The following is a 19,301-nucleotide window of genomic DNA, read 5'->3' as shown; positions in this document are numbered from 1 at the left end:
CGCCACTGAAAACCTTCGATGGCGTCGATCCTAGTGCGTGACTTCAATCACTGTCTTGCGCGCGTGCCCGCAAAGAAATTTGTTTGGCGTAGGCCTTCGGCGACTGGCCGGTATGCTGGCGGAAACAGCTGTAGAACGCCGACAGCGAGTTGAAGCCGGCGGCAAATGCCAGTTCGTCGATGCGCAGCGGTGGCGTGGCGTGGTCCAGCGACTTGAGCAAATGTTGCAGGCGCGCCTGGTTGACGTAGCGGTAGAAGCTCTGCCCCAGCACCTGGTTGAGCAGATAGGAGATCTGATTGCGGCTGTAGCCACACTCCTTCGCCACCCGTTGCAGGTCCAGCTCCGGGTCGAGGTACGGCTGCTGCCGTTCGAAGTATTGCTGCAGGTCTTCGGCCATGAAACTCAACTGGCGCGGCGACAAACCCAGGCGACTGGCCGCCGGTCGCTGACTGGGCGCAGCGGCGCCTTGAGTCTGCGCGCGAACCAGCGAGGCGTATTCATTGACTCGCCAGATCAAGCCGTCCTTGACCGTGATCGCTTCGCTGGAATGGAACGACACCAGCCCGTCACCACCGCGCAGAGTCACTTCGTACTGAATGAACGCCGTGCTGCCATCCACGCGGATCCGGTCGCAATGCTCGAGCGCTTCGTCGGATTCTCGCGGCATGCTGACACGCACGTACTCGCGCAACTCGTCGAGGCCGAGCACCCGGTTCTGGAAGAAATCGTTGTACTGGACGTCCGGGTGATACAACGCCATGACGCTGTCCAGATCGCGGTGTTTCCAGCTCAGGTGATAGCGCAAGACCGTGGCGGCCGTGGCCGGGGTCTGTTCTGGGCCGTCATCGTCGGCGTGCATAAAGGGCTCGATACAAAAGAATCGAGCTTGCCCAAGTTCGGCACAGCGATCAACGGCTAAACCGTACTGGCCTTTTGGCGATGACTGATCCGGGCGTGACTTACATCAAAAAATGCGCAGCAATCGCAAAATGAACTGAAAAATCTCACGGAAAATTCACATCCGAGTGCTACTTTTAATGTCACTGACCGGTTGAGCCATTGAAGGCTCTTCCCACCTAACATGAGCAAACGGAAGCGCTCGATGAAGAAGGCGGGCAACACATGAATAGAGGTTCCAGTAAAGTCACCTTTCCCAACGCGTGCCAGCTGATGCGCTGGCACTTTCATCCCATGGGTTTTGAAGCAACGATGGACGCACCGGGCAGCATGATTGCCCGCCTGTTTGATCGTGCCAGCGGTGAAACCATGATCGCCATTGCCGGCATTCCTTGTGCGACGGTGATGAACGCGGCCGATGTCGAGCGCATCATCGAGGCCGTGGAAGACGAACTGGAGGCTTTCACTCCTCCGGAGTCCTTCAAGAATTACGCATAACCTTTTGTTTTACATGAAAAAGCCCGCCAGTGATGACGGGCTTTTTTGTGCCTGACGATTACGCAGTTGTCACTTTGGCTCGGTGATCAGCAAAGAACGCCTTGCCTTGGGCAACCCGGTCGGACGCCCTTGGCATGTTCACGGCCTGAGTGTCCTGTGGCTCAACGTACCAGTAACAATGGCTGACCGCCCGGGTGATGCCGACGTAGGCCAGACGCAGAATCTCGTCCTTTTGCGCCGTGTCATAGGGCTCGCTGTCCCCAGCCTTGCCCAGACCGGCCATGCGGTACACCTGATTCTTGTACGGCGAACTGGTCAGGTGCTGGCAATCACCGAGCAGAAAAACCGCATCCGCCTGCAGGCCCTTGGCACTGTGGTAAGTGAGCTGTTTGAGGCGTCGCGCTTCATACGGCAAGCTAGAATCAACATTAACTACAGACTGAATATGTTGCTCTATCAATGACTTATCGCTGCTTTTTCGATAAAGCATCAAGATCGAATCACCGCGATTGTAATGCTCGACCAAGCGTTGCCCCATGGCCTGGTCATCGCGCTCCAGCACATTGACCGGCCGCAGCGGCTTGGGTGCGCCGCTGGCCTTGGCCTTTTTGCCCGGGATCGCTGGCGCGGCCCGGACGATGTGTTCGGCGGCATCGATGATGTGCTGATGGCTGCGGTAATTGTCGCTAAGCATCACCCGTGTGGTACTTGGCGACGGAAACTCCTTGTTGAACTCCATGAAGTAACTCGGCGAACTGCCGCGCCAACCGTAGATCGACTGCCAGTCGTCACCCACACACAGCAGCGAGGAGCGCTGGGCACCCCGCCCGACATGCATGGCCGGGCCACGACTGCGGATTTCCACGAGGCTGGCACGGATCCACGAGACGATCTGCGGCGACACGTCTTGAAACTCGTCGATCATCAAGTGCGACATGGGCCGCAGCAACTCATCGCTGAGCAACTTGAGGTTCTCCGGCGAATGCTCGCTGAACAGCGCAAACATTCGGTTGTAGGTCATCACCGGCGGTTTCTGATCGAGCAGATGATCTTCCAGGGCGCGCCAGAACAGGCTCAGCGCCTCAAAGAAGAACCGGTCCGGATCATCCTTGGCAAAACTCATGCGCCCGACCGCATCCGGCACATCCAGCCCGAGGTTTTCGATGAAGCCGGCCGCCGCGACAAAACAGTCCAGCAGCGGCGCCGATACCAGCTCGCCTTTGACCTTGTAATCGAACCCGGGACCGGCGCTGGCATCAGCGGCCAGGGTCGCCAGCACTCGCTTGGATGACTCGTAACTATCAATCCAAATCAATGGCTTACGACAGAAAGCTTGAAACAGGGTGCGCTTTACAGCCCACTCAGCGCGCACGCTGAGCTTGGCATTGGGTCGGCAGATCTGCGGATTTTCCCGAGGATCAAAACCAAGCACCACCCAGGCATCCAGGCTGGGAATGTAGCCATGGCAATGAAAGGTCGAACCGTTGATCTCGAAGGTCTGCCGGTTCGGCTCAATGCCTTTGATCGGCCAGGCACCCGCGCGAAACCACAAGTCTTCGATGGCATCGCACAGTTCTTCATCGCGTTTGGCCGCCAACTCGGTCACCGCCATGCGTTTTTGCACATCCGGGTGATCGCGTTCCAGCTCCTTGAGCTGCAAACCGGCCTTGGCCAACGGTTGAATCAACTGGCGGAAACGTTCGTCTTCGGTAAACAGGCGGTGATAACAGGCGTTGAGTTGTCGGCGCTGGGCGTCATTGATCCGCAGATCGAACGGACTGCTGTCGACTTCTTCTTCGGCGCCCTGAACCCGGTCGCTGAGGTTCTCGAACGCCTGCAAGCGCTCGAACCCCGGCAGACTGCGGACCATGGGCAGAATGCGTGAGTGAAAAGTGCGCACCAGTTCCCGCGCCTGTTTCAGGTTCAATGCCTGACCCCAGAGCGCGAACAACTCGATCAGTTTGTTGATGAAATCCTTGCGCGACTCGCGGGTGAAGGTCACCACAGTCATCGAATCCAGCTCAAACCCCAGGTAGTGCGTGAGCAACAGAATACGCAGCACCAGCGTCGTCGACTTGCCGGCCCCGGCCCCGGCGATCACCGAGGTCGAAGGCGTATCACTGAAGATCATCTTCCACTGGGCGGTACTCGGCTGGGCGTGCTCGGGCAGCAAGCGTGCAACATCAGCCTTCATGCGCGTCTTCAACTCGGCGCTGAGCGGCAGGCGCCAATCGTCGAACAGATGATTGTCGACGCTCGGCGGACGATGCTCGGTGCTGCGGCTGTCTCGAATCAGCAAGACCTGTCGGCCTTCTTCCAGCCCTTCAAGCTTCCCCTCGTTGAAGCCGTACTCCACGCCGGCCGTGTGGCCGCTGCGAAAACCATCGGCCTGGCCATGTAGCCATGAAGCGCGGTGCTGAGCGCGCAAGCGTGTCAGGCCATGGCCGAAGAAACGCGCAGCCAGACGCTTGAACCAGGGCATCTCGGCCAGTGGACGGAGTTCGGGAGGAAGATCGGGAGTGTGTTGCGCCACGCTGAGGGGCTCCAGTGTGTGAGGCTGTTGCGGCTATGGTGGCCGTATTTGCCAATGAGTTCTAGCGAAATGCTTACAGGTCATTGGTTTAGGCGATGAACTAAAAGTCGGGTGAGATCGTTTCAAGCCAGCTTTCCATCGACAGTTTCGATGAGAATGCCGCACTTTTTACGCTTTTTCTCGATTGTTGACTGATGGATGATGACCGTCATTAACCGACGGTCTCGCTTCGTGGCTCAGGCGTTGCGCCCCATGACGAACCTTTTTGAGGAGACGATCATGCTTGAACTCAGACCTTTCAATACGCTGGGCGGCGCTCATCACGGCTGGCTGGATGCCCATCACCACTTTTCGTTCGCCGAGTACTACGACCCGCAACGGATGAACTGGGGCAACCTGCGGGTGTGGAACGATGACGTGATTGCTGCCGGCACCGGTTTCCCGCAGCACCCGCACCGTGACATGGAAATCATCACTTACGTGCGTGAAGGTGCGATTACCCACCAGGACAATCTTGGCAACAAGGGCCGCACTGAAGCAGGCGACGTACAGGTCATGAGTGCCGGTACCGGCATTGCGCACAGCGAATACAACCTGGAAGACAAAGAAACGCGGATTTTCCAGATCTGGATTCTGCCGACCGAAACCGGCGCACCGCCTTCTTGGGGCGCCAAACCGTTCCCCAAAGGTCAGCGCGAAGGTTTCGTGACGCTGGCCAGCGGCAAGGATGGCGATGACCAGAGCCTGCGCATTCGCGCCAATGCACGGTTGGTGGCGGCGAACCTCAAGGCGGGTGAAACCGCAGAATATCGTCTGGATGCTGGGCGCCGGGCCTATCTGGTGCCTGCCACCGGGGTGATTGAAGTCAATGGCTTGCGTGCACAAGCTCGAGACGGGGTTGCCGTCGAACAAGAGTCAGTGCTGAGCGTGACTGCACTCGAAGACAGCGAAATCGTGCTGGTGGATCTGGCTTGATAGCCTGAACTGCAGGCGAAAAAAAGGGGCGACCGTCATGGTCGCCCCTTTTTCATTCAGCGTCAGCCTGCAATCACTTGGTGGAAATAGCGCCATCCACCAGGGTTTGCGCTTCGGCCACCAGTTGTTTGAGGTGGTCGTCGCCAATAAAGCTTTCGGCGTAGATCTTGTAGATGTCTTCGGTGCCCGAAGGACGGGCGGCGAACCAGCCGTTTTCGGTCATCACTTTCAAGCCACCAATGGCCTGATCGTTGCCCGGCGCATGGCTGAGAATGCTCTGAATCTTCTCGCCTGCCAGCTCGGTGGACGTTACCTGTGCCGGCGACAGCTTGCTCAGCAGGGCTTTCTGCTCAGGGTTGGCCTTGGCATCCACACGCACCGAGAACGGCTCGCCCAGTTCATCGGTCAATCCGCGATAGATCTGGCTTGGATCGCGACCGGTACGCGCGGTCATTTCAGCCGCCAGCAAGGCCGGGATCAGACCATCCTTGTCGGTGCTCCACACGCCGCCGTCCTTGCGCAGGAACGACGCGCCGGCACTTTCCTCGCCACCAAAACCCAGCGAGCCGTCGAACAGGCCATCGGCGAACCATTTGAAGCCCACCGGCACTTCGTACAGGCGCCGACCCAGGCGCTTGGCCACGCGATCGATCAGACCGCTGCTGACCACGGTTTTACCCACGGCAGCATCGGCGCGCCATTGCGGACGGTTCTGGAACAGGTAGTCGATGGCCACCGCCAGATAGTTGTTCGGGGCCAGCAGACCGCCCGAAGGCGTGACGATGCCGTGACGGTCGTGGTCCGGGTCGCAGGCGAAAGCCACGTCAAAGCGCTCCTTGAGACCGATCAAGCCCTGCATGGCGTGGCTGGACGATGGGTCCATGCGAATCTGACCGTCCCAATCGACTGTCATGAAGCGGAAAGTCGAATCGACCTGCTTATTCACGACGTCCAGGTCAAGACGATAATGCTCGGCAATGGCCGACCAGTAACGCACCCCTGCTCCGCCCAGCGGATCGACACCCAGACGCAGTTTGGCGTCACGAATGGCATCGAAGTCGATCACGTTGATCAGGTCAGCGACGTAGGTGTTGAGGTAGTCGTGACGGTGCGTGGTGCTGGCCTTGAGCGCCTGCTCGTAGCTGATGCGTTTGACGCCCGCCAGTTTGTTGGCGAGCAGCTCGTTGGCCTTGGCTTCGATCCACTTGGTGATGTGGGTGTCGGCCGGGCCGCCGTTGGTAGGGTTGTATTTGTAGCCACCGCTCTGTGGCGGGTTGTGCGACGGCGTGATGACGATGCCATCGGCCAGCCCTGACGTGCGACCACGGTTGTAGCAAAGGATCGCGTGCGAGACCGCCGGCGTCGGCGTGTACTCGTCACCTTCGGCGATCATCACGGTCACGCCGTTGGCGGCCAGCACTTCCAGCGCACTCGCGCCGGCCGGGGTCGACAGCGCATGAGTGTCGATGCCGACGAACAGCGGGCCAGTGATGCCCTGCGCCTCACGGTACAGGCAGATCGCCTGGCTGATCGCCAGAACGTGCCATTCATTGAAACTCAGGTCAAAGGAGCTGCCGCGGTGCCCGGACGTGCCAAACGCCACACGCTGGGTGGAAATCGAAGCATCCGGTTGGCCAGTGTAATAAGCCGTTACCAGTCGCGGGATGTCGACCAACAATTCTGCCGGTGCCGGTTTGCCCGCAAAAGGACTGATAGTCATGCAAAACCTCTGAAATAGAGTGGTTCAGGAAATACAGCGCAGTTTACTGGCAGTTTGACCACAGCGCGACGGGATCTATCCGACAGTTTTCAACGTTCATTCCTGAGGCGCCAACCACAATGCGTCACCCACACCGGAACCGGTCTCTGCCAACGCTACCGCGTCGAGTGTGGCGTCTATCGCTTGCACGGCACCCCCACGCTTTGGCAATGGCTCCATGGCGTAAAGACGAGCGATCAACCGGACGGGCAAACCACTGACATCGGTCATCCATTGCAGCACCTGCTCCGGTCCGTGCAACCCCTGCATGGCCCGGTGCAAATCGGGCATCGCCACCAACATGCCGGGATGACAGCTGCGCAGAAACCGTTCGAGCCCTGCGCCGTGTTCAATAAACGGCGTGAACAACAGGCAGACCCACTGCGCTTCATTCAAGCCGTAAGCCTTTTGCAGACAGTTCGCGGCCGTCTCGCGCAGCTCATCAAGCGTCTGCTGTTGCCCCAGCTTCAGGACCATTTGCTCGCAGACGGACTCAGGCACTTCCTTGCGCCGCATGTTCGCCAGTGTGCGCCGGACATGCTCCGAGAACCCGGCTTCATAACTGCGGCCGCCAACGAATTCAGCTTCCAGGCCACGTAAATGGGCATCGATCAAGGGGTCTGCGTATTCACCCTCGCCCAGAGGAAGTAACCACTCCTCCGCCTGAAATCCCAGGAATTCGCTGAGCAGTGCCCAGCGCTCTTCCAGATTGCCCACCACCATGTCATGGATATCGACAAACGTTGTGCGCCGGCAGGCTTCGAACTCGTCTTCGGGGCGCCAGCACAGCCGTTCGGATTCGCTGTAGAAGCCGCGATACAAGTCTCCTCCGAGCCCATCGAGCAAGGCGAACAACTCATCGAATGTCCCGCCATTGGACGGCATCGCACCTAGACCGGCTTTCTGCACGGCACAATCGAGTTCGTCCATGAATGCCTTCTGGCGCCGCGGCGACTCGCTGGCGACCCATGCATCGACACCATTGCCCCAGCGAGCAATCTGACCGTAAAACTCGGCCCATGCCAGACTGGCGTCGTCCCACAACTCCAGCGTCTCTTCCCTGGCTCGTCGATGCCCCATCATCAGCAGGTTGGTGCGATTGGCGTCGGCGCTTTCCATGTCGAGTGGCGCCAGATGATTGAACGGCAGTACCTGACGATGATCCACCATCAGCAACTCGACCCTGGGATCATCGTAAAGAAACAGCGCGCCGAAGCTGCGGTGCAGGTTGTCCAGTGTCGCCGCCCCCGTCCCGCCCCAGCGCAACGTGGCGACACGCAGCTGGAAAGTGCCCGGTGCGCGTCCGGCGATGCTCAGTTGCGCAGCGCGCAGCAACGCCAGGGTGTAGCAACTGTCACGGGTACCGGATGGCGTCACCAGGACCTTGTAGTCACCTATGCGTTCCATTCCGCCGGCGGCGACCACCAGACGCTGGATCAGCAACTGCAGCGCTGTGCGTTCGGCCCTGGAAAAGAAACTCAGCAGTCGTTGCAATACTTGCTGGTAGACATAGTTCATTGCCTGATCATGGATCGTGCTCATCAGTACTTTACCCGGTGTAAAAAATTCATATCGCGCATCAGCAGTGACAGAGGCGCAATAAATTCATCAATAAGTAATAGACGATCAAATACTAACACTTATGCTTTGGAAGTTATTTGAAACACTTGACGCAAAGAAGACCGCCGCACGGACAGGCAACACATCGCAAGATATTGTTTTTATTGATTTTTATTCGACCGAAAAACATCTGAGGAAACTTCTTACAACGTCCCACGAACATTGAGTACAAGAAAAGCAGAACGGTTATAGGAAACCCCCTACACCTGTTAAACAGAAATTGGCGCACCCATAGCAGAAAGTTTTAAACATCCCCAAAGAAATGAAATGCACAGACACGGCTCATTCCTTGGGATGAAAGTGATCATTCAAATATCGGGGCTTATTTGCTGGTCAGAACATGCAGACAGAGAGCAAAAACCGGTTCAGATGCACAACCGGTCACGCACTGAGGCCGGTATATCTGGTCATTCGCGGGGAGTACAACGCAAGAGTCCGTGGGGCCACGGACTCTGATCGGAGGGAATTACGCAGGTTCGACCTGAAGGGCGACCCGTTCGCGGCATGGGCATTCGTCCATGTAGCGGTGTGCTTCAACGAACTCATTGAACGGGAACACCCGCGTCTTGAGCGGCAGCAGCACGCGATCGGCGGTCAACTGGTTGATGTCACGCAGGGCACGCTGCAAGGCGACGTGGTCCTGGGTAATGCCCAGCTCGGGTTTACCGGTGAAATTGCCGATGCAGTGTACGAAGAACTGGATGTTCTTCTGGAATGCCGCACAGGCGGGGAATGGTGTCTGGTTGCCGCCCTGCAAGCCGTACAGGACCAGGCTGCCACGCGGTGCAAGCACATCGCCGAGCAACGACATCTGCGGGCCGCCAAGACCGTCGAACACCACATCAACGCCACGGTTGTCAGTGATCTTGTTGATTCGCATCAACAGGTCTTCTTCCTCGGTGACGATGACTTTCTCGGCGCCCAGGGACAGCAGGTACTCACGCTCATCGGCAGTTTTCGTCGCCGCAATCACCCGCACACCCAGCGCCTTGCCCAATTGGACAAAGGACGGACCGGCGCAATGGCTGGCGTCGGTAACCAAAGCAAACTGCCCCGGTTTGACCCGTGCCAGATCGACGTAGGCAAAATAGGCGATCAACAGCGGCGTGTAATGCACGCTGGCTTCGATCGGGCTGAGCACGTCCGGATAACGGGTCAGCGCAGTGCGTGGCAATACGATCTGTTCGCCATACACCGGATAGTCGTTCGGGCTTTCGGCCGGGAAACTGGCAACCTTGTCGCCAATCGACAGATCATCGACACCCTCACCGACGGCGGTCACCACGCCGGCCATTTCATGGCCAAGCCCGGAAGGCAGCCGAGCCTGGGACGAGGCCAGGTTCTGACGCCAGAGAATGTCGTACCAGCTGATGCCGATCGCTTCGACACGCACCTGCACTTCGCCAGGACCTGGCTGAGCGGCCGCATGCTCTTCGCATTTGAGCACCTCGGCCGGACCAAACTTGTGAAAACGGATCGTGCGGGACATCGCAAACCTCGTCAAAGTAACCTCTAATGCCATGAACTCTATCTGGGCTTTTGACCCAAGACTATCAGCGGCTATTAATAGTCGACATGCCTGTCATTGATTCCGCAGTATGGACGGCATTGGCAAAATCGATGAAAAAAACGCCGCAACCGGCACGCTAAAGCTGAATTTACCGGTGCAGAGTACCAGCCTTTCCCCGTAATATTCATGCCGGCCATTGTTCTCATATGGTCGCTCTCGTCAAGCTTGATGACTCTGCCAGGGACTCCAGATGAATCGTAATGACCTGCGTCGTGTCGACCTGAACCTGCTGATCGTGTTCGAAACACTGATGCACGAACGCAGCGTGACCCGCGCCGCCGAGAAACTTTTTCTCGGCCAGCCGGCGATCAGTGCGGCGCTCTCGCGCCTGCGCAGCCTGTTCGATGACCCCCTGTTCGTGCGCACCGGCCGCAGCATGGAGCCGTCCGCCCGCGCGGTGGAAATCTTCGCCCTGCTCTCGCCTGCCCTCGACTCCATCTCCACGGCGGTCAGCCGTGCGGCGGAATTCGATCCGGCCACCAGCACCTCGGTGTTCCGCATCGGCCTGTCCGACGACGTCGAATTCGCCCTGCTGCCGATGCTGCTCAAACGCCTGCGCGCCGAAGCACCGGGGATCGTGCTGGTGGTGCGCCGCGTCAACTACATATTGATGCCGGGCCTGCTCGCTTCCGGCGAAATCTCCATCGGCGTCAGCTACACCACCGACCTGCCGGCCAACGCCAAACGCAAAGTCTTGCGTCGCAGCCAGCCAAAACTGCTGCGCGCCGACACCGTGCCCGGCCCGTTGAGCCTCGACGACTATTGCGCGCGTCCGCATGCATTGGTGTCGTTCGCGGGCGACCTCAGTGGGTTTATTGATGAAGAGCTGGAGAAACTCGGCCGCAAGCGACACGTAGTGCTGGCCGTGCCGCAGTTCAATGGCCTGAGTACGTTGCTGGCCGGGACTGACATTGTCGCGACTGTTCCGGATTACACAGCGGATGCGCTGACGGCTGCGGGCGGCGTTCGGGCGGAAGATCCACCGTTGCCGACGCGCACCTTCGAGCTGCACATGGCCTGGCGTGGGTCGCAGGATAATGACCCGGGGGAACGCTGGTTGCGGTCGCGGATTCAGATGTTTTTTGGCGACCCTGAGAGTCTTTAGGCGTTGTCGGGCAGGCTGTTTAGCTGATCATTTCTGGCTTTTCATAGGCCATGGAGATCCATTCACTTCCAGTGGATTGCTACATTGGGGGCACATCTGAGGGCATGCATTGGATCGCTTGAAAAAGGATGCCCCCAGCCTAAGGTCCGGCAGCCCCTTCTCGGAAAAGTCATACGCTACTGGTCGCAAACCGCCGTCGAGCGCTATCCGATTACATCAGCGTGTCGATTACTATCTTCTGGCCCCTATGAAATACTGCCGGCCCGGTGCAGAGACACGATACGATCCTCCCCCCGAACATAGCGGCATGACCAAACGTGACGAAGACCAACACGATGAGGAACCGGTGTAAGCGTATGGTGAATTACCCTCTCGCTCTTATGGCCGGGGTCGGGTAGGTGAATTGCCGGACGGCTTAGACGTTGATCCCCCCCCCCCCCCCCCCCGCCACGAATACCCAATCTCGCGTTTCTTCAATGGGCCACCGATCCGCGGCAGCGCCTTCAAATTTCACGGCCATGATCGAGAAAGTTCGAAGCGCGAGGATCAATCACAATCTTCCCGCGAGATATCCGAAAAGTCTGTGAGCACATCGCAATTGATGCAGTGGTACATGCCGGAAGCGTCTTGGTAATGCATACCGCAAAAGCATCCACAAAACGGGCAGCACTCTTGAATCTCCAAATCACCCCACGCCCAGACGCCCACGTATTCCGGTAACGCGTCTCGCCCATACCCCGTGATTTCGAATGCATTAGCATTTTTCGCTATGAATCCATCTTCACCTTCATCCATCAGGATGGGCAACACAACCTCTTCATGCTGCGCTTTCGTGAGATTTAGAAGCGCAGCTGCTTCCTTGTAGAGCTAGTTCAGGTCGGGAGTCGCCTCATGGTCGCTTGTCCCAGCTTCGTCAAGTATGTGTTTACATACTGACTCCAGGGGGGTTCGAGCCATTGTGATGGCGCAATGCTTTGCAAGCGGAGTACTGAGCCAGCAGGGGCATGTGTTAGCTCATCAAAAGTCCGGTGTTTGGAGATCGCTTGGCCTGCTGGTGTTTTTAGCTGGGATGCAATCTGTGAAATGTCATTCTGCGTGAGATTTCCATGCTTCAGTAGCCTGTCAGCAGCCTCCTGAAGCCAGTCCGATTGCTCTAGCAGCCACGTACGAACCTGTCCCTGCGCGTCCATAAGATACTCCCTGCCGACGATGAGTCATTTGACGCTAGCAGATCCCTTCATATGCTCAATTTCGTAGCCTGTCTTTGAATTCTCAGGGTCCAACGGCTCGTGCTTCCATACCCTCGGCAGGGTTTTGGTCTGAAAGTGGGTACTTCCCATCCAGAATTTGAGCGTGCCAAAGGGATGCTCCACCGTCTGCCGGCGCCCCTTCATCTTCCCCGGAACATCCTCAAGTCGGATCTGCACTCCTTCGACTACTGTCCCATGCTCTGAACGCTTCCTATCGCCGAGCCAAGCGGAGCTATAGGGCATCGGCGGTATGTCATCATTCGAACCCGCGTTTCTGGCTTGTATTGAAAATTTCTTAAAATTTCATGCTCGAAAATGAATCATGCAAGACCTCGTAACTACTTGATTATACGAAAATTGAATCACAAGCCCCAGTTTGGTGCTATGTAATAAACAGTTTTAAGCACCACATGAGAGCGCAACTGACAAAAAACGGTATTGACCTGTTACAAAAAAAATTAAACATTATCTTCGAAGTCAGCAGGCTTCGAATTAATCACGCTAAGAGGGACGATTTTATGCGTAAAGCAAATCTGCAAACTCGGCTAACTGCGCTTTCCAACGATGCATACCAACATCTCCTTGCTCCAAAAAAACAGTTGACCCAACTCCTGGATTAACCCTGAAATATTGATAGATTTGTCACCTAAAGTTGGCAGGCGGGATCTTTCCCGCCTGCTATTTAATTACACTTATTACCAATACTTAAATTATTTCTGAAGGGAATCGAAATGATAGAAGCAGTCGTCAATCAAGATATTATTATCACGGTTTCATCAGAAAAAATTGGACTTTGGAATTTAATCTCTGGAGAACAATACGAAATTTATGAGAGATCTTACTGGGCAAGGATTTTCGAACTGGTGAGTAGGCCGGACTTGTTGGATTTTTCAAAAAGTGAGGACGTTGGATTATACGAAGCTGGATTAATTCTAATTAATGAAGATGCCCGCAACTACGAGCGCAATTTACAAAGCAATGGAAATTGGGGGTGGGATCAGATCTCAAGGATTTTTCATTTGGGCAGTAAACATATAACGATGGATGACGGTGTAATAAATGATACGACCAAGCGGGAAATAGGGTATTTGGATTATTGCGAAAGCATATTTCCAAATATTCCTGAAATCGAGATTGAGCGAGAAGGTGAACTAATAGAGTTGCCGCCCTACGATGGTCAGGCATTTCGCTCAGAAACCCTAGAGAAAACGTTGCGGGCTCGTTCTACGAGTCGAAAGTTCGTCAAAGATCCAATCTCCCTACAAGCCGTCGCAAATATTTTGTATATGACGTTTGGAAAGATACATGGAGACTTAAGGAAAGACGAAATGGAGCAAAGGGGATTAGTTACAGTTGGCTACCGGAGGTCTTCGCCAAGCGCCGGTAGCCTTCAGGCCACAGAGGCTTATATCATTGTGCAAAACGTCGAGGGGTTGGCAGCCGGAGTTTACCACTATAGATCGCACCAGCATAAGCTTACTTTACTCAGTACCGACCTGACGATACCACTCGACAAAGCGCTGTGCTACCAAGACTTCGCTCTAGATGCTGGTTTACTTGTAATTTTGACATCTCGCTTCGACAAGCTGTGGTGGAAATACCCACATTCGAGAGCTTATCGTTCAGCACTTATGGATGTAGGGCATCTATCCCAGACTTTTAATCTCGTTACGACAGCGCATGGTTTAAACACTTGGCTCACAGGTTTTTTTATTGATGATCTTTTGAACCAGCAACTGAGAATAGATTCTCATAAGGAACATACCATTTTCGTCCTGGCTGCTGGGCATGGAGCACCAGATCCGGTTAATCCGGGAATCGAACTAGCACTTGCAAGTTTGCGTGCCTGATGGGGGCATAGATGGGTATGGCATATTCTTCTAGTGAAAGCTCTGAGGCATTAAGAAAAAAAGCAGATACATTTTTGCAGGATGCAAACTTCGATGAGGCGCTCTCATGTTACAAAGCTTCCTTAGCCCATGACCCACAAAATATAAAAGCCCTACATAATTTTGCGAAGCTGCATGAAAAAAATGGGAGTATAACAAAGGCAATCTCATTATACCGCGCAGCAATTGACGAGCACTGTTTCGACGATGAAACGGCAATGTTTCTTTACAAGAGTCTTGCAGATTGTGCAGAAGCCTCAGGAAAATCCAACCTGGCGATCTGGGCCTATAGTAAAGCGTCTAAATCAGAAAAATTTCCATTCCACGAAATTGCTTTCGCCTGTTTAGAAAGCTTAAGAAAGGTCAAACTAAATGATTACGACGAAGAAATTACTGACCTTTTAGGTCCCCTTTTGTTGGTAGATAATCTGGACAGGCAAATTATTGCCGACATTTATTTTGATAACCTAGGCCGAAAAATAAAAAAAATTTTCAATATTGCAAACCCATTTAAAACTTCAAACATATCAAACCAATTGGTAGAGGAGAAAAGTATAGATTTTTTCCTTTCTGGGTTTGCTGTAAGAAATATCCAGGTAGAGATGGCTCTGCGGAAAATGCGCAAAGCGTATCTAACAGCTTTTTCGGAACAAATACTTTCGGCTGCCGATAACCGACTGATCAACTTAATAGCCCAGCAACAAAGTCGTAGTGGTGCAATATGGGGGGTCGAAGAGATAGAGGAAAGTTTATTGAGCGAATTGAGAAGCGCTCTAGAAACAAAAGTAATCGACGACAGCTTTGTGAAAATAACTTGTTCGATACTTGCAATGTATGAAGCGCCTATATCTAAAATCCAAAATCGCAAATGGGGCAAGACATGTCCCTGGCCGAGCTATTGGGATAACTCTGGTATTATTTTTAAATTGGAATCAGCAAACCCTGATCATGTGTGTGCAAGCTTTTATACCGAAAATCCATATCCCCAGTGGTCTGAAAAGCCAACATACTCTGTCGCCGATCTCGATGAGGACCTTAAATCACTTGTGATCAATAATCAGGGGGGAATAGCAGGAGAAACCACTGATTATATATTGATCGCTGGGTGTGGTACAGGTCAGCAGGCAATTAGAGCTGCGCTAACATATCCCAAATGTAGGGTTGTTGGGTTAGACATAAGCCTTGCAAGTATCGAATTTGCAAATATCAAGAAAGTGGAGTTTCGGATCACAAATCTTAGCTTTATTTTGGGTGATCTTTCAAAAATTCAAAACATAGGCTTGAATTTTCGACTAATTGAGTGTGTCGGTGTTCTCCATCATATGAAAGATGAGTTTTTAGCATTACGCTCGCTCCTAAGTCATCTCACCCCCCAAGGGGTCCTTAAGGTCGGCCTTTATAGCTCGCTCGCCAGAAGACCAATTCGACGACTAGCCCAGATATGCATGGAGAAACAGATAAAATTTAATAGCGAAAGCATTGAGTCTGTTCGTACTGTAGCCATCGACAACTCCGAAATTTTTGGCTTGGAAAGTATTACGAGTTCACATGATTTTTTTGACAGGTACTCATGTAACGACCTGTTATTTCACCCCAGAGAGCGCGGATACTGCATATCTGAAATTAAAGAGATTTGTGCAGAACTTGATTGCGAATTTGCCGGTTTTCAAACCAGCACATTCGCGGGGGATGAGCACTTTATAAAGTTTGATTCCACGGCCGAGAATCTAGAAATAAATTTTGATTGGTGGTCCAAAACAGAAGAGGAAATCCCTTCAATGTTTGGGAATATGTATATATTTTGGCTGAGACCAAAGAGGAGTAGTTAGTGGAAATATTAGGATTCAATATTGGTCATGATGGGCATATATGCTCAATAAAAGATGGCAAGCTCATTTATAGTTATGAGAACGAAAAAGATAATGGCGCCAGATATTCTTCGACTTCACTAACTGCCGCTGTGACACATTCACTGCAAGGATTTATGAATTCGGACTGCATTGCAGTCAGCGGCTGGGCAGAAGGCCTACATCCAACAGGCTATCCAATAGATGGTGGCTATCTAGGGTTAAATGTAGCAGAGAAAACACTCAGCACTCCAGGAAAAAACTTTACATGGGTAGAGTGCTCTCATGAGGTGTCACACATTGTGTCCTCATACGCAATGTCAAAGTGGGCAGATACGGATAGTTGTTACGTGTTGCTGTGGGAAGGGTACATAGGGAATTTTTATTTCATCGATTCTAATCTAAACATAACATTGCTGGAAAAAATACTAGAAAGCCCGGGGTTGAGATATGCTTTTGCATACGGGCTTGCCGATCCGTCTTTCAATTTACGACCGGGGTATGCGCGCCTAGGTGACGCCGGGAAAATGATGGCGCTCACTGGCTATGGGCGCAAAAAAAAACCTACAACTGCACAACAGTACGCTCTAGATTATATTCTAAGTTGTGAGTCTGCTATCACGACACTTGATAAAAAAGATCTATTGTCCAGCCCTTTGTACAATATAGGCGTAGAGTCTACAGAGTTTTGTGACTTTGCGAAAATGCTCAGCGACCGCTTATTTGAAATTTTCTTGGATAAAGTTACGCATCATGTAACAACGATGCACCCTTTGGTTATATCCGGCGGATGTGGGTTGAATTGCGAGTGGAACACTAATTGGCGAAACTCTGGATTGTTTAGTGATGTCTTTATACCACCGTGCACTAATGATACAGGTGTCGGTATAGGTGCCAGCGCGATAGCCCAAAAAAAAATTACAGGAAAGGTAGCAGTTGATTGGTCAGTTTATTCAGGGCAGAACTTTGTCTTTGACACTGAAATCACAAAATTCAGCATGTCAAAGTTAGACTTTAGAGAAATATGTCGTCTGCTTTTAAACGGTGAGGTTATTTGCTGGGTGCAAGGACGATGTGAGATAGGCCCTCGTGCTTTGGGAAATCGCTCAATGCTCGCTGCACCTTTCGATAAGGAAACAGCAGAAAAAATCAATAGAATTAAACAGCGGGAAAAATTTCGTCCAGTTGCACCGGTTTGCCTCCAAGAAGATGCCTCTCTGCACTTTGAAGGATGTATTGAAAGTAAATTCATGCTGGAGTTTTTTCGCGTAATCAATCCCGACCTGCAAGCGGTGACTCACATTGATGGCACCGCGCGGGTTCAAACTGTATCACATCAGGATAATGTAACTCTCTATCAACTATTGTGCGAGTTCAAAAAGCAAACGGGGATTGGGGTGCTCTGCAACACATCCCTTAATGAGAAGGGTAAAGGTTTTATCAACAGACTCTCTGATCTTGAAGAGTTCTGCGCGAATAAATCAATCAACCGCTTTGTCGTAAACGATGTAATGTATACAGCGAGATCTGAGGAGTTCCAAGACTGTGAATCTACCTAAAGTCAAAGGCTACTGGTGCCTATGCGGCGTGCGGTTTAGCACTTCAATCGCGCTATGGATCGATTTCATTCTTATTTTTTCAGTGCTTACCTTTGGTTTTCACTCTAGCACCGAGAAAATTGGGTTAGCAGCCGCCATGTACGGAATACCACCTTTAATATTGGGGCCAGTATTCGGCAGAATGATAGATAAGGTAAATTTGTTTCAATTTATACCTATAAGCTTTACATTAAGGTGTGCAGCGTCCTGCCTGTTATTTGTAGCCTCAACAGAAGATATTTTTCTGTTGTTAGTGTTCTTTAAAGGGTTGTCTAATTTAGGATCCGCAGCTTCAGAAATTGTTCTCACTCGTAAATTACTTGACGATAGCGACATTCCAAAAAACACTGCATTCATTACTGTGGTTGATCAATTTATTAAAGTTTGCTCTCCCTTGGTGGCGGGCGTCGTCGCATCGCTATCGGACAAGTCTAGTGGTTTCTTATTTTCTGCTTTATTTTCGCTGGCAGGACTAATCTTCAGCATTGCTCTCTGGCGCCTACATGGTAAAACGCTTAAAACTCATACAGCCACAGAAAGAACTCTTGGCAGTCTAGCTGCTATACGGAAGCTTTATGCATCGGGGCCTTCGACCCAACTTTTTTTATTGTGCTCACTAGCCCAGTCTGGGGTGCTTGGTTTTTACGACTCAATGTTAGGAACACTGCTTAAGACATTATCGCTAGGTCCATCTGCATTTGGTATAGTGGTTAGTGCCACTGCACTTGGCGGGGTCAGTGCCGGCTTCGCTTTCAAATATCTTTACCCTTCAAAGGCTTTACTATGTTCTACTATTTCATTGATGATTTATGGCGTTTGCATCATGTTTTCAGGTGTGGTCGCGATCTTGCAGTTACCTTTCGCACTTGTATTATTTATAGCGGTATTCTTTTTGTCAGGCATCGCCTACAGCCTCACATCCATGGCGTTCGCGGTTACCTTGCAAAAAAGTTGCTCCCCGTCTCATCTCGGGTTTATCTCATCTAGCGCACGGAGCCTGACGCTGACTCTGTTAATTGGTGGGCCTGTCATCGGAGGTTTTGTTGGACGTATAACTTCGATTGAAACGGTTTTTATGATCGCGGGTTTATCTGCAATTGTAATTGGGCTTGCTCTCCATCTCAAGTATGCACAGGCTGTAATCGATAGGACCTTAGAGGCTTGATGTTTATATTTTAAAAATTTGAGGTGTCAGAGGAACAGGTATTAGGTCTAGCGGCAAATTGACAACCGCAAAGTTCAGATTAGCGTGTTCAATGACAAGGCCTCAACCGGCTACCGCTAAGGACACGATTCAGAGCGATGTAGTTGCGCCGCAGCTCCCGTGAGAAAATGACTCGGCCATGACAACTCCCCCCGCTTTCAAAAGCGCAACATATGCTGCTGTGCCGCCGCGTCTGCAAGCTCGGCGTCGGCAACCCAAGATTGGGCAATACGCTGAAGCATTGCGCTGGTGCGTACAAACTCCGAGGACGCATCTGCCCACTCACGAGGTTGACGGGCCAGGGCACGCTCTTTGTTCACCGCCCTCCCCGATCTGCTTACTGAATACACCCCGCATATTATCCTTTCGATGCTGACGCCACGCTCAATCTTCGCGGATGCCAATGACTCAATGACACTACGCACGACCTCATCAGGTCATGCCTCTTCTTTTGAGCTCAACGGAGCATGGACCAATACCTGGCCGATCAGTTGATCAGCAATGGCCTGACGATTTTGCTTTTCTAGCCAATCTTCGAACGCCTAAGCACCATTCC

Annotated in this window: 12 protein-coding genes and 1 pseudogene; 7 read left to right on the top strand and 6 right to left on the bottom strand. The window is 52.7% G+C overall.

Features of this window, described 5'->3' with window-relative positions; all coding sequences use genetic code 11:
* Positions 1-43 precede the first annotated feature (43 nt).
* Positions 44-859 carry a helix-turn-helix domain-containing protein gene (locus tag KKQ10_RS02440; protein ID WP_127647537.1) on the bottom strand — a complete coding sequence of 272 codons (816 nt, stop codon included), beginning with the start codon at positions 857-859 and terminating at the stop codon, positions 44-46.
* Positions 860-1,122: 263 nt separating this feature from the next.
* On the opposite strand from KKQ10_RS02440, the gene KKQ10_RS02435 reads away from it, so the two are divergent.
* Complete coding sequence (locus KKQ10_RS02435; protein ID WP_215500058.1) at positions 1,123-1,395, top strand: DUF1652 domain-containing protein; 273 nt, start codon at positions 1,123-1,125, stop codon at positions 1,393-1,395.
* 58 nt (positions 1,396-1,453) lie between these two features.
* Here the strand turns inward: KKQ10_RS02435 and KKQ10_RS02430 are convergent, their stop codons facing one another.
* Positions 1,454-3,928 (bottom strand): UvrD-helicase domain-containing protein, encoded by a 2,475-nt coding sequence (locus tag KKQ10_RS02430; protein ID WP_215500057.1) that lies wholly within the window; start codon positions 3,926-3,928, stop codon positions 1,454-1,456.
* Positions 3,929-4,207: 279 nt separating this feature from the next.
* On the opposite strand from KKQ10_RS02430, the gene KKQ10_RS02425 reads away from it, so the two are divergent.
* A complete protein-coding gene (locus KKQ10_RS02425) occupies positions 4,208-4,903 on the top strand; it encodes a pirin family protein (RefSeq protein WP_127647543.1) in 696 nt (231 codons plus the stop codon).
* Between the two features lie 73 nt (positions 4,904-4,976).
* Here KKQ10_RS02425 and pgm read toward each other — a convergent pair whose 3' ends face one another.
* The 3 genes from pgm to KKQ10_RS02410 form a co-directional block, all read right to left on the bottom strand.
* The gene (gene pgm, locus KKQ10_RS02420; protein WP_127647545.1) at positions 4,977-6,623 is read right to left on the bottom strand and encodes a phosphoglucomutase (alpha-D-glucose-1,6-bisphosphate-dependent); all 1,647 of its coding nucleotides are present in this window, start codon (positions 6,621-6,623) and stop codon (positions 4,977-4,979) included.
* 96 nt (positions 6,624-6,719) lie between these two features.
* Positions 6,720-8,204: a hypothetical protein gene (locus tag KKQ10_RS02415; RefSeq protein WP_252191445.1), complete on the bottom strand. Its 1,485-nt coding sequence runs from the start codon at positions 8,202-8,204 to the stop codon at positions 6,720-6,722.
* 544 nt (positions 8,205-8,748) lie between these two features.
* Positions 8,749-9,771, bottom strand: a complete 1,023-nt coding sequence (locus KKQ10_RS02410) for a zinc-dependent alcohol dehydrogenase family protein (RefSeq protein WP_215500056.1) — start codon at positions 9,769-9,771, stop codon at positions 8,749-8,751.
* Between the two features lie 271 nt (positions 9,772-10,042).
* Here KKQ10_RS02410 and KKQ10_RS02405 point away from each other — a divergent pair, with 271 nt between their 5' ends.
* The gene (locus KKQ10_RS02405; RefSeq protein WP_027612769.1) at positions 10,043-10,957 is read left to right on the top strand and encodes a LysR family transcriptional regulator; all 915 of its coding nucleotides are present in this window, start codon (positions 10,043-10,045) and stop codon (positions 10,955-10,957) included.
* A 1,298-nt stretch (positions 10,958-12,255) separates the two neighbouring features.
* Here the strand turns inward: KKQ10_RS02405 and KKQ10_RS02400 are convergent.
* Positions 12,256-12,417 (bottom strand): annotated as a pseudogene (locus tag KKQ10_RS02400) (IS5/IS1182 family transposase); the annotation flags it as partial.
* A gap of 521 nt (positions 12,418-12,938) precedes the next feature.
* On the opposite strand from KKQ10_RS02400, the gene KKQ10_RS02395 reads away from it, so the two are divergent.
* The 4 genes from KKQ10_RS02395 to KKQ10_RS02380 are packed head-to-tail and all read left to right on the top strand — an operon-like array spanning position 12,939 to position 18,706.
* Positions 12,939-14,057 carry a SagB family peptide dehydrogenase gene (locus KKQ10_RS02395; protein ID WP_215500055.1) on the top strand — a complete coding sequence of 373 codons (1,119 nt, stop codon included), beginning with the start codon at positions 12,939-12,941 and terminating at the stop codon, positions 14,055-14,057.
* Positions 14,058-14,068: 11 nt separating this feature from the next.
* Complete coding sequence (locus KKQ10_RS02390) at positions 14,069-15,925, top strand: class I SAM-dependent methyltransferase (RefSeq protein WP_215500054.1); 1,857 nt, start codon at positions 14,069-14,071, stop codon at positions 15,923-15,925.
* Positions 15,925-17,502 carry a carbamoyltransferase C-terminal domain-containing protein gene (locus KKQ10_RS02385; RefSeq protein ID WP_215500053.1) on the top strand — a complete coding sequence of 526 codons (1,578 nt, stop codon included), beginning with the start codon at positions 15,925-15,927 and terminating at the stop codon, positions 17,500-17,502. The genes KKQ10_RS02390 and KKQ10_RS02385 overlap by 1 nt, the downstream gene beginning before the upstream one ends.
* Complete coding sequence (locus KKQ10_RS02380; protein ID WP_166674989.1) at positions 17,489-18,706, top strand: MFS transporter; 1,218 nt, start codon at positions 17,489-17,491, stop codon at positions 18,704-18,706. The genes KKQ10_RS02385 and KKQ10_RS02380 overlap by 14 nt, the downstream gene beginning before the upstream one ends.
* The last annotated feature ends 595 nt before the right edge of the window (positions 18,707-19,301 follow it).

Source organism: Pseudomonas sp. MG-9 (assembly GCF_018729515.1).
GTDB classification, from domain to species: Bacteria; Pseudomonadota; Gammaproteobacteria; order Pseudomonadales; family Pseudomonadaceae; genus Aquipseudomonas; species Aquipseudomonas serboccidentalis.
The sequence above is the reverse complement of the archived record's forward strand: the minus strand, read 5'-3'. Positions and strand labels throughout refer to the sequence as shown.

What these genes read in the sequence shown, in the direction of transcription:
- KKQ10_RS02405 (WP_027612769.1), top strand. Translation starts at nt 10,043, where the DNA reads ATGAATCGTAATGACCTGCGTCGTGTCGACCTGAACCTGCTGATCGTG.
- pgm (WP_127647545.1), bottom strand. Translation starts at nt 6,623, where the DNA reads ATGACTATCAGTCCTTTTGCGGGCAAACCGGCACCGGCAGAATTGTTG.
- KKQ10_RS02395 (WP_215500055.1), top strand. Translation starts at nt 12,939, where the DNA reads ATGATAGAAGCAGTCGTCAATCAAGATATTATTATCACGGTTTCATCA.
- KKQ10_RS02415 (WP_252191445.1), bottom strand. Translation starts at nt 8,204, where the DNA reads ATGAGCACGATCCATGATCAGGCAATGAACTATGTCTACCAGCAAGTA.
- KKQ10_RS02435 (WP_215500058.1), top strand. Translation starts at nt 1,123, where the DNA reads ATGAATAGAGGTTCCAGTAAAGTCACCTTTCCCAACGCGTGCCAGCTG.
- KKQ10_RS02390 (WP_215500054.1), top strand. Translation starts at nt 14,069, where the DNA reads ATGGGTATGGCATATTCTTCTAGTGAAAGCTCTGAGGCATTAAGAAAA.
- KKQ10_RS02440 (WP_127647537.1), bottom strand. Translation starts at nt 859, where the DNA reads ATGCACGCCGACGATGACGGCCCAGAACAGACCCCGGCCACGGCCGCC.
- KKQ10_RS02425 (WP_127647543.1), top strand. Translation starts at nt 4,208, where the DNA reads ATGCTTGAACTCAGACCTTTCAATACGCTGGGCGGCGCTCATCACGGC.
- KKQ10_RS02410 (WP_215500056.1), bottom strand. Translation starts at nt 9,771, where the DNA reads ATGTCCCGCACGATCCGTTTTCACAAGTTTGGTCCGGCCGAGGTGCTC.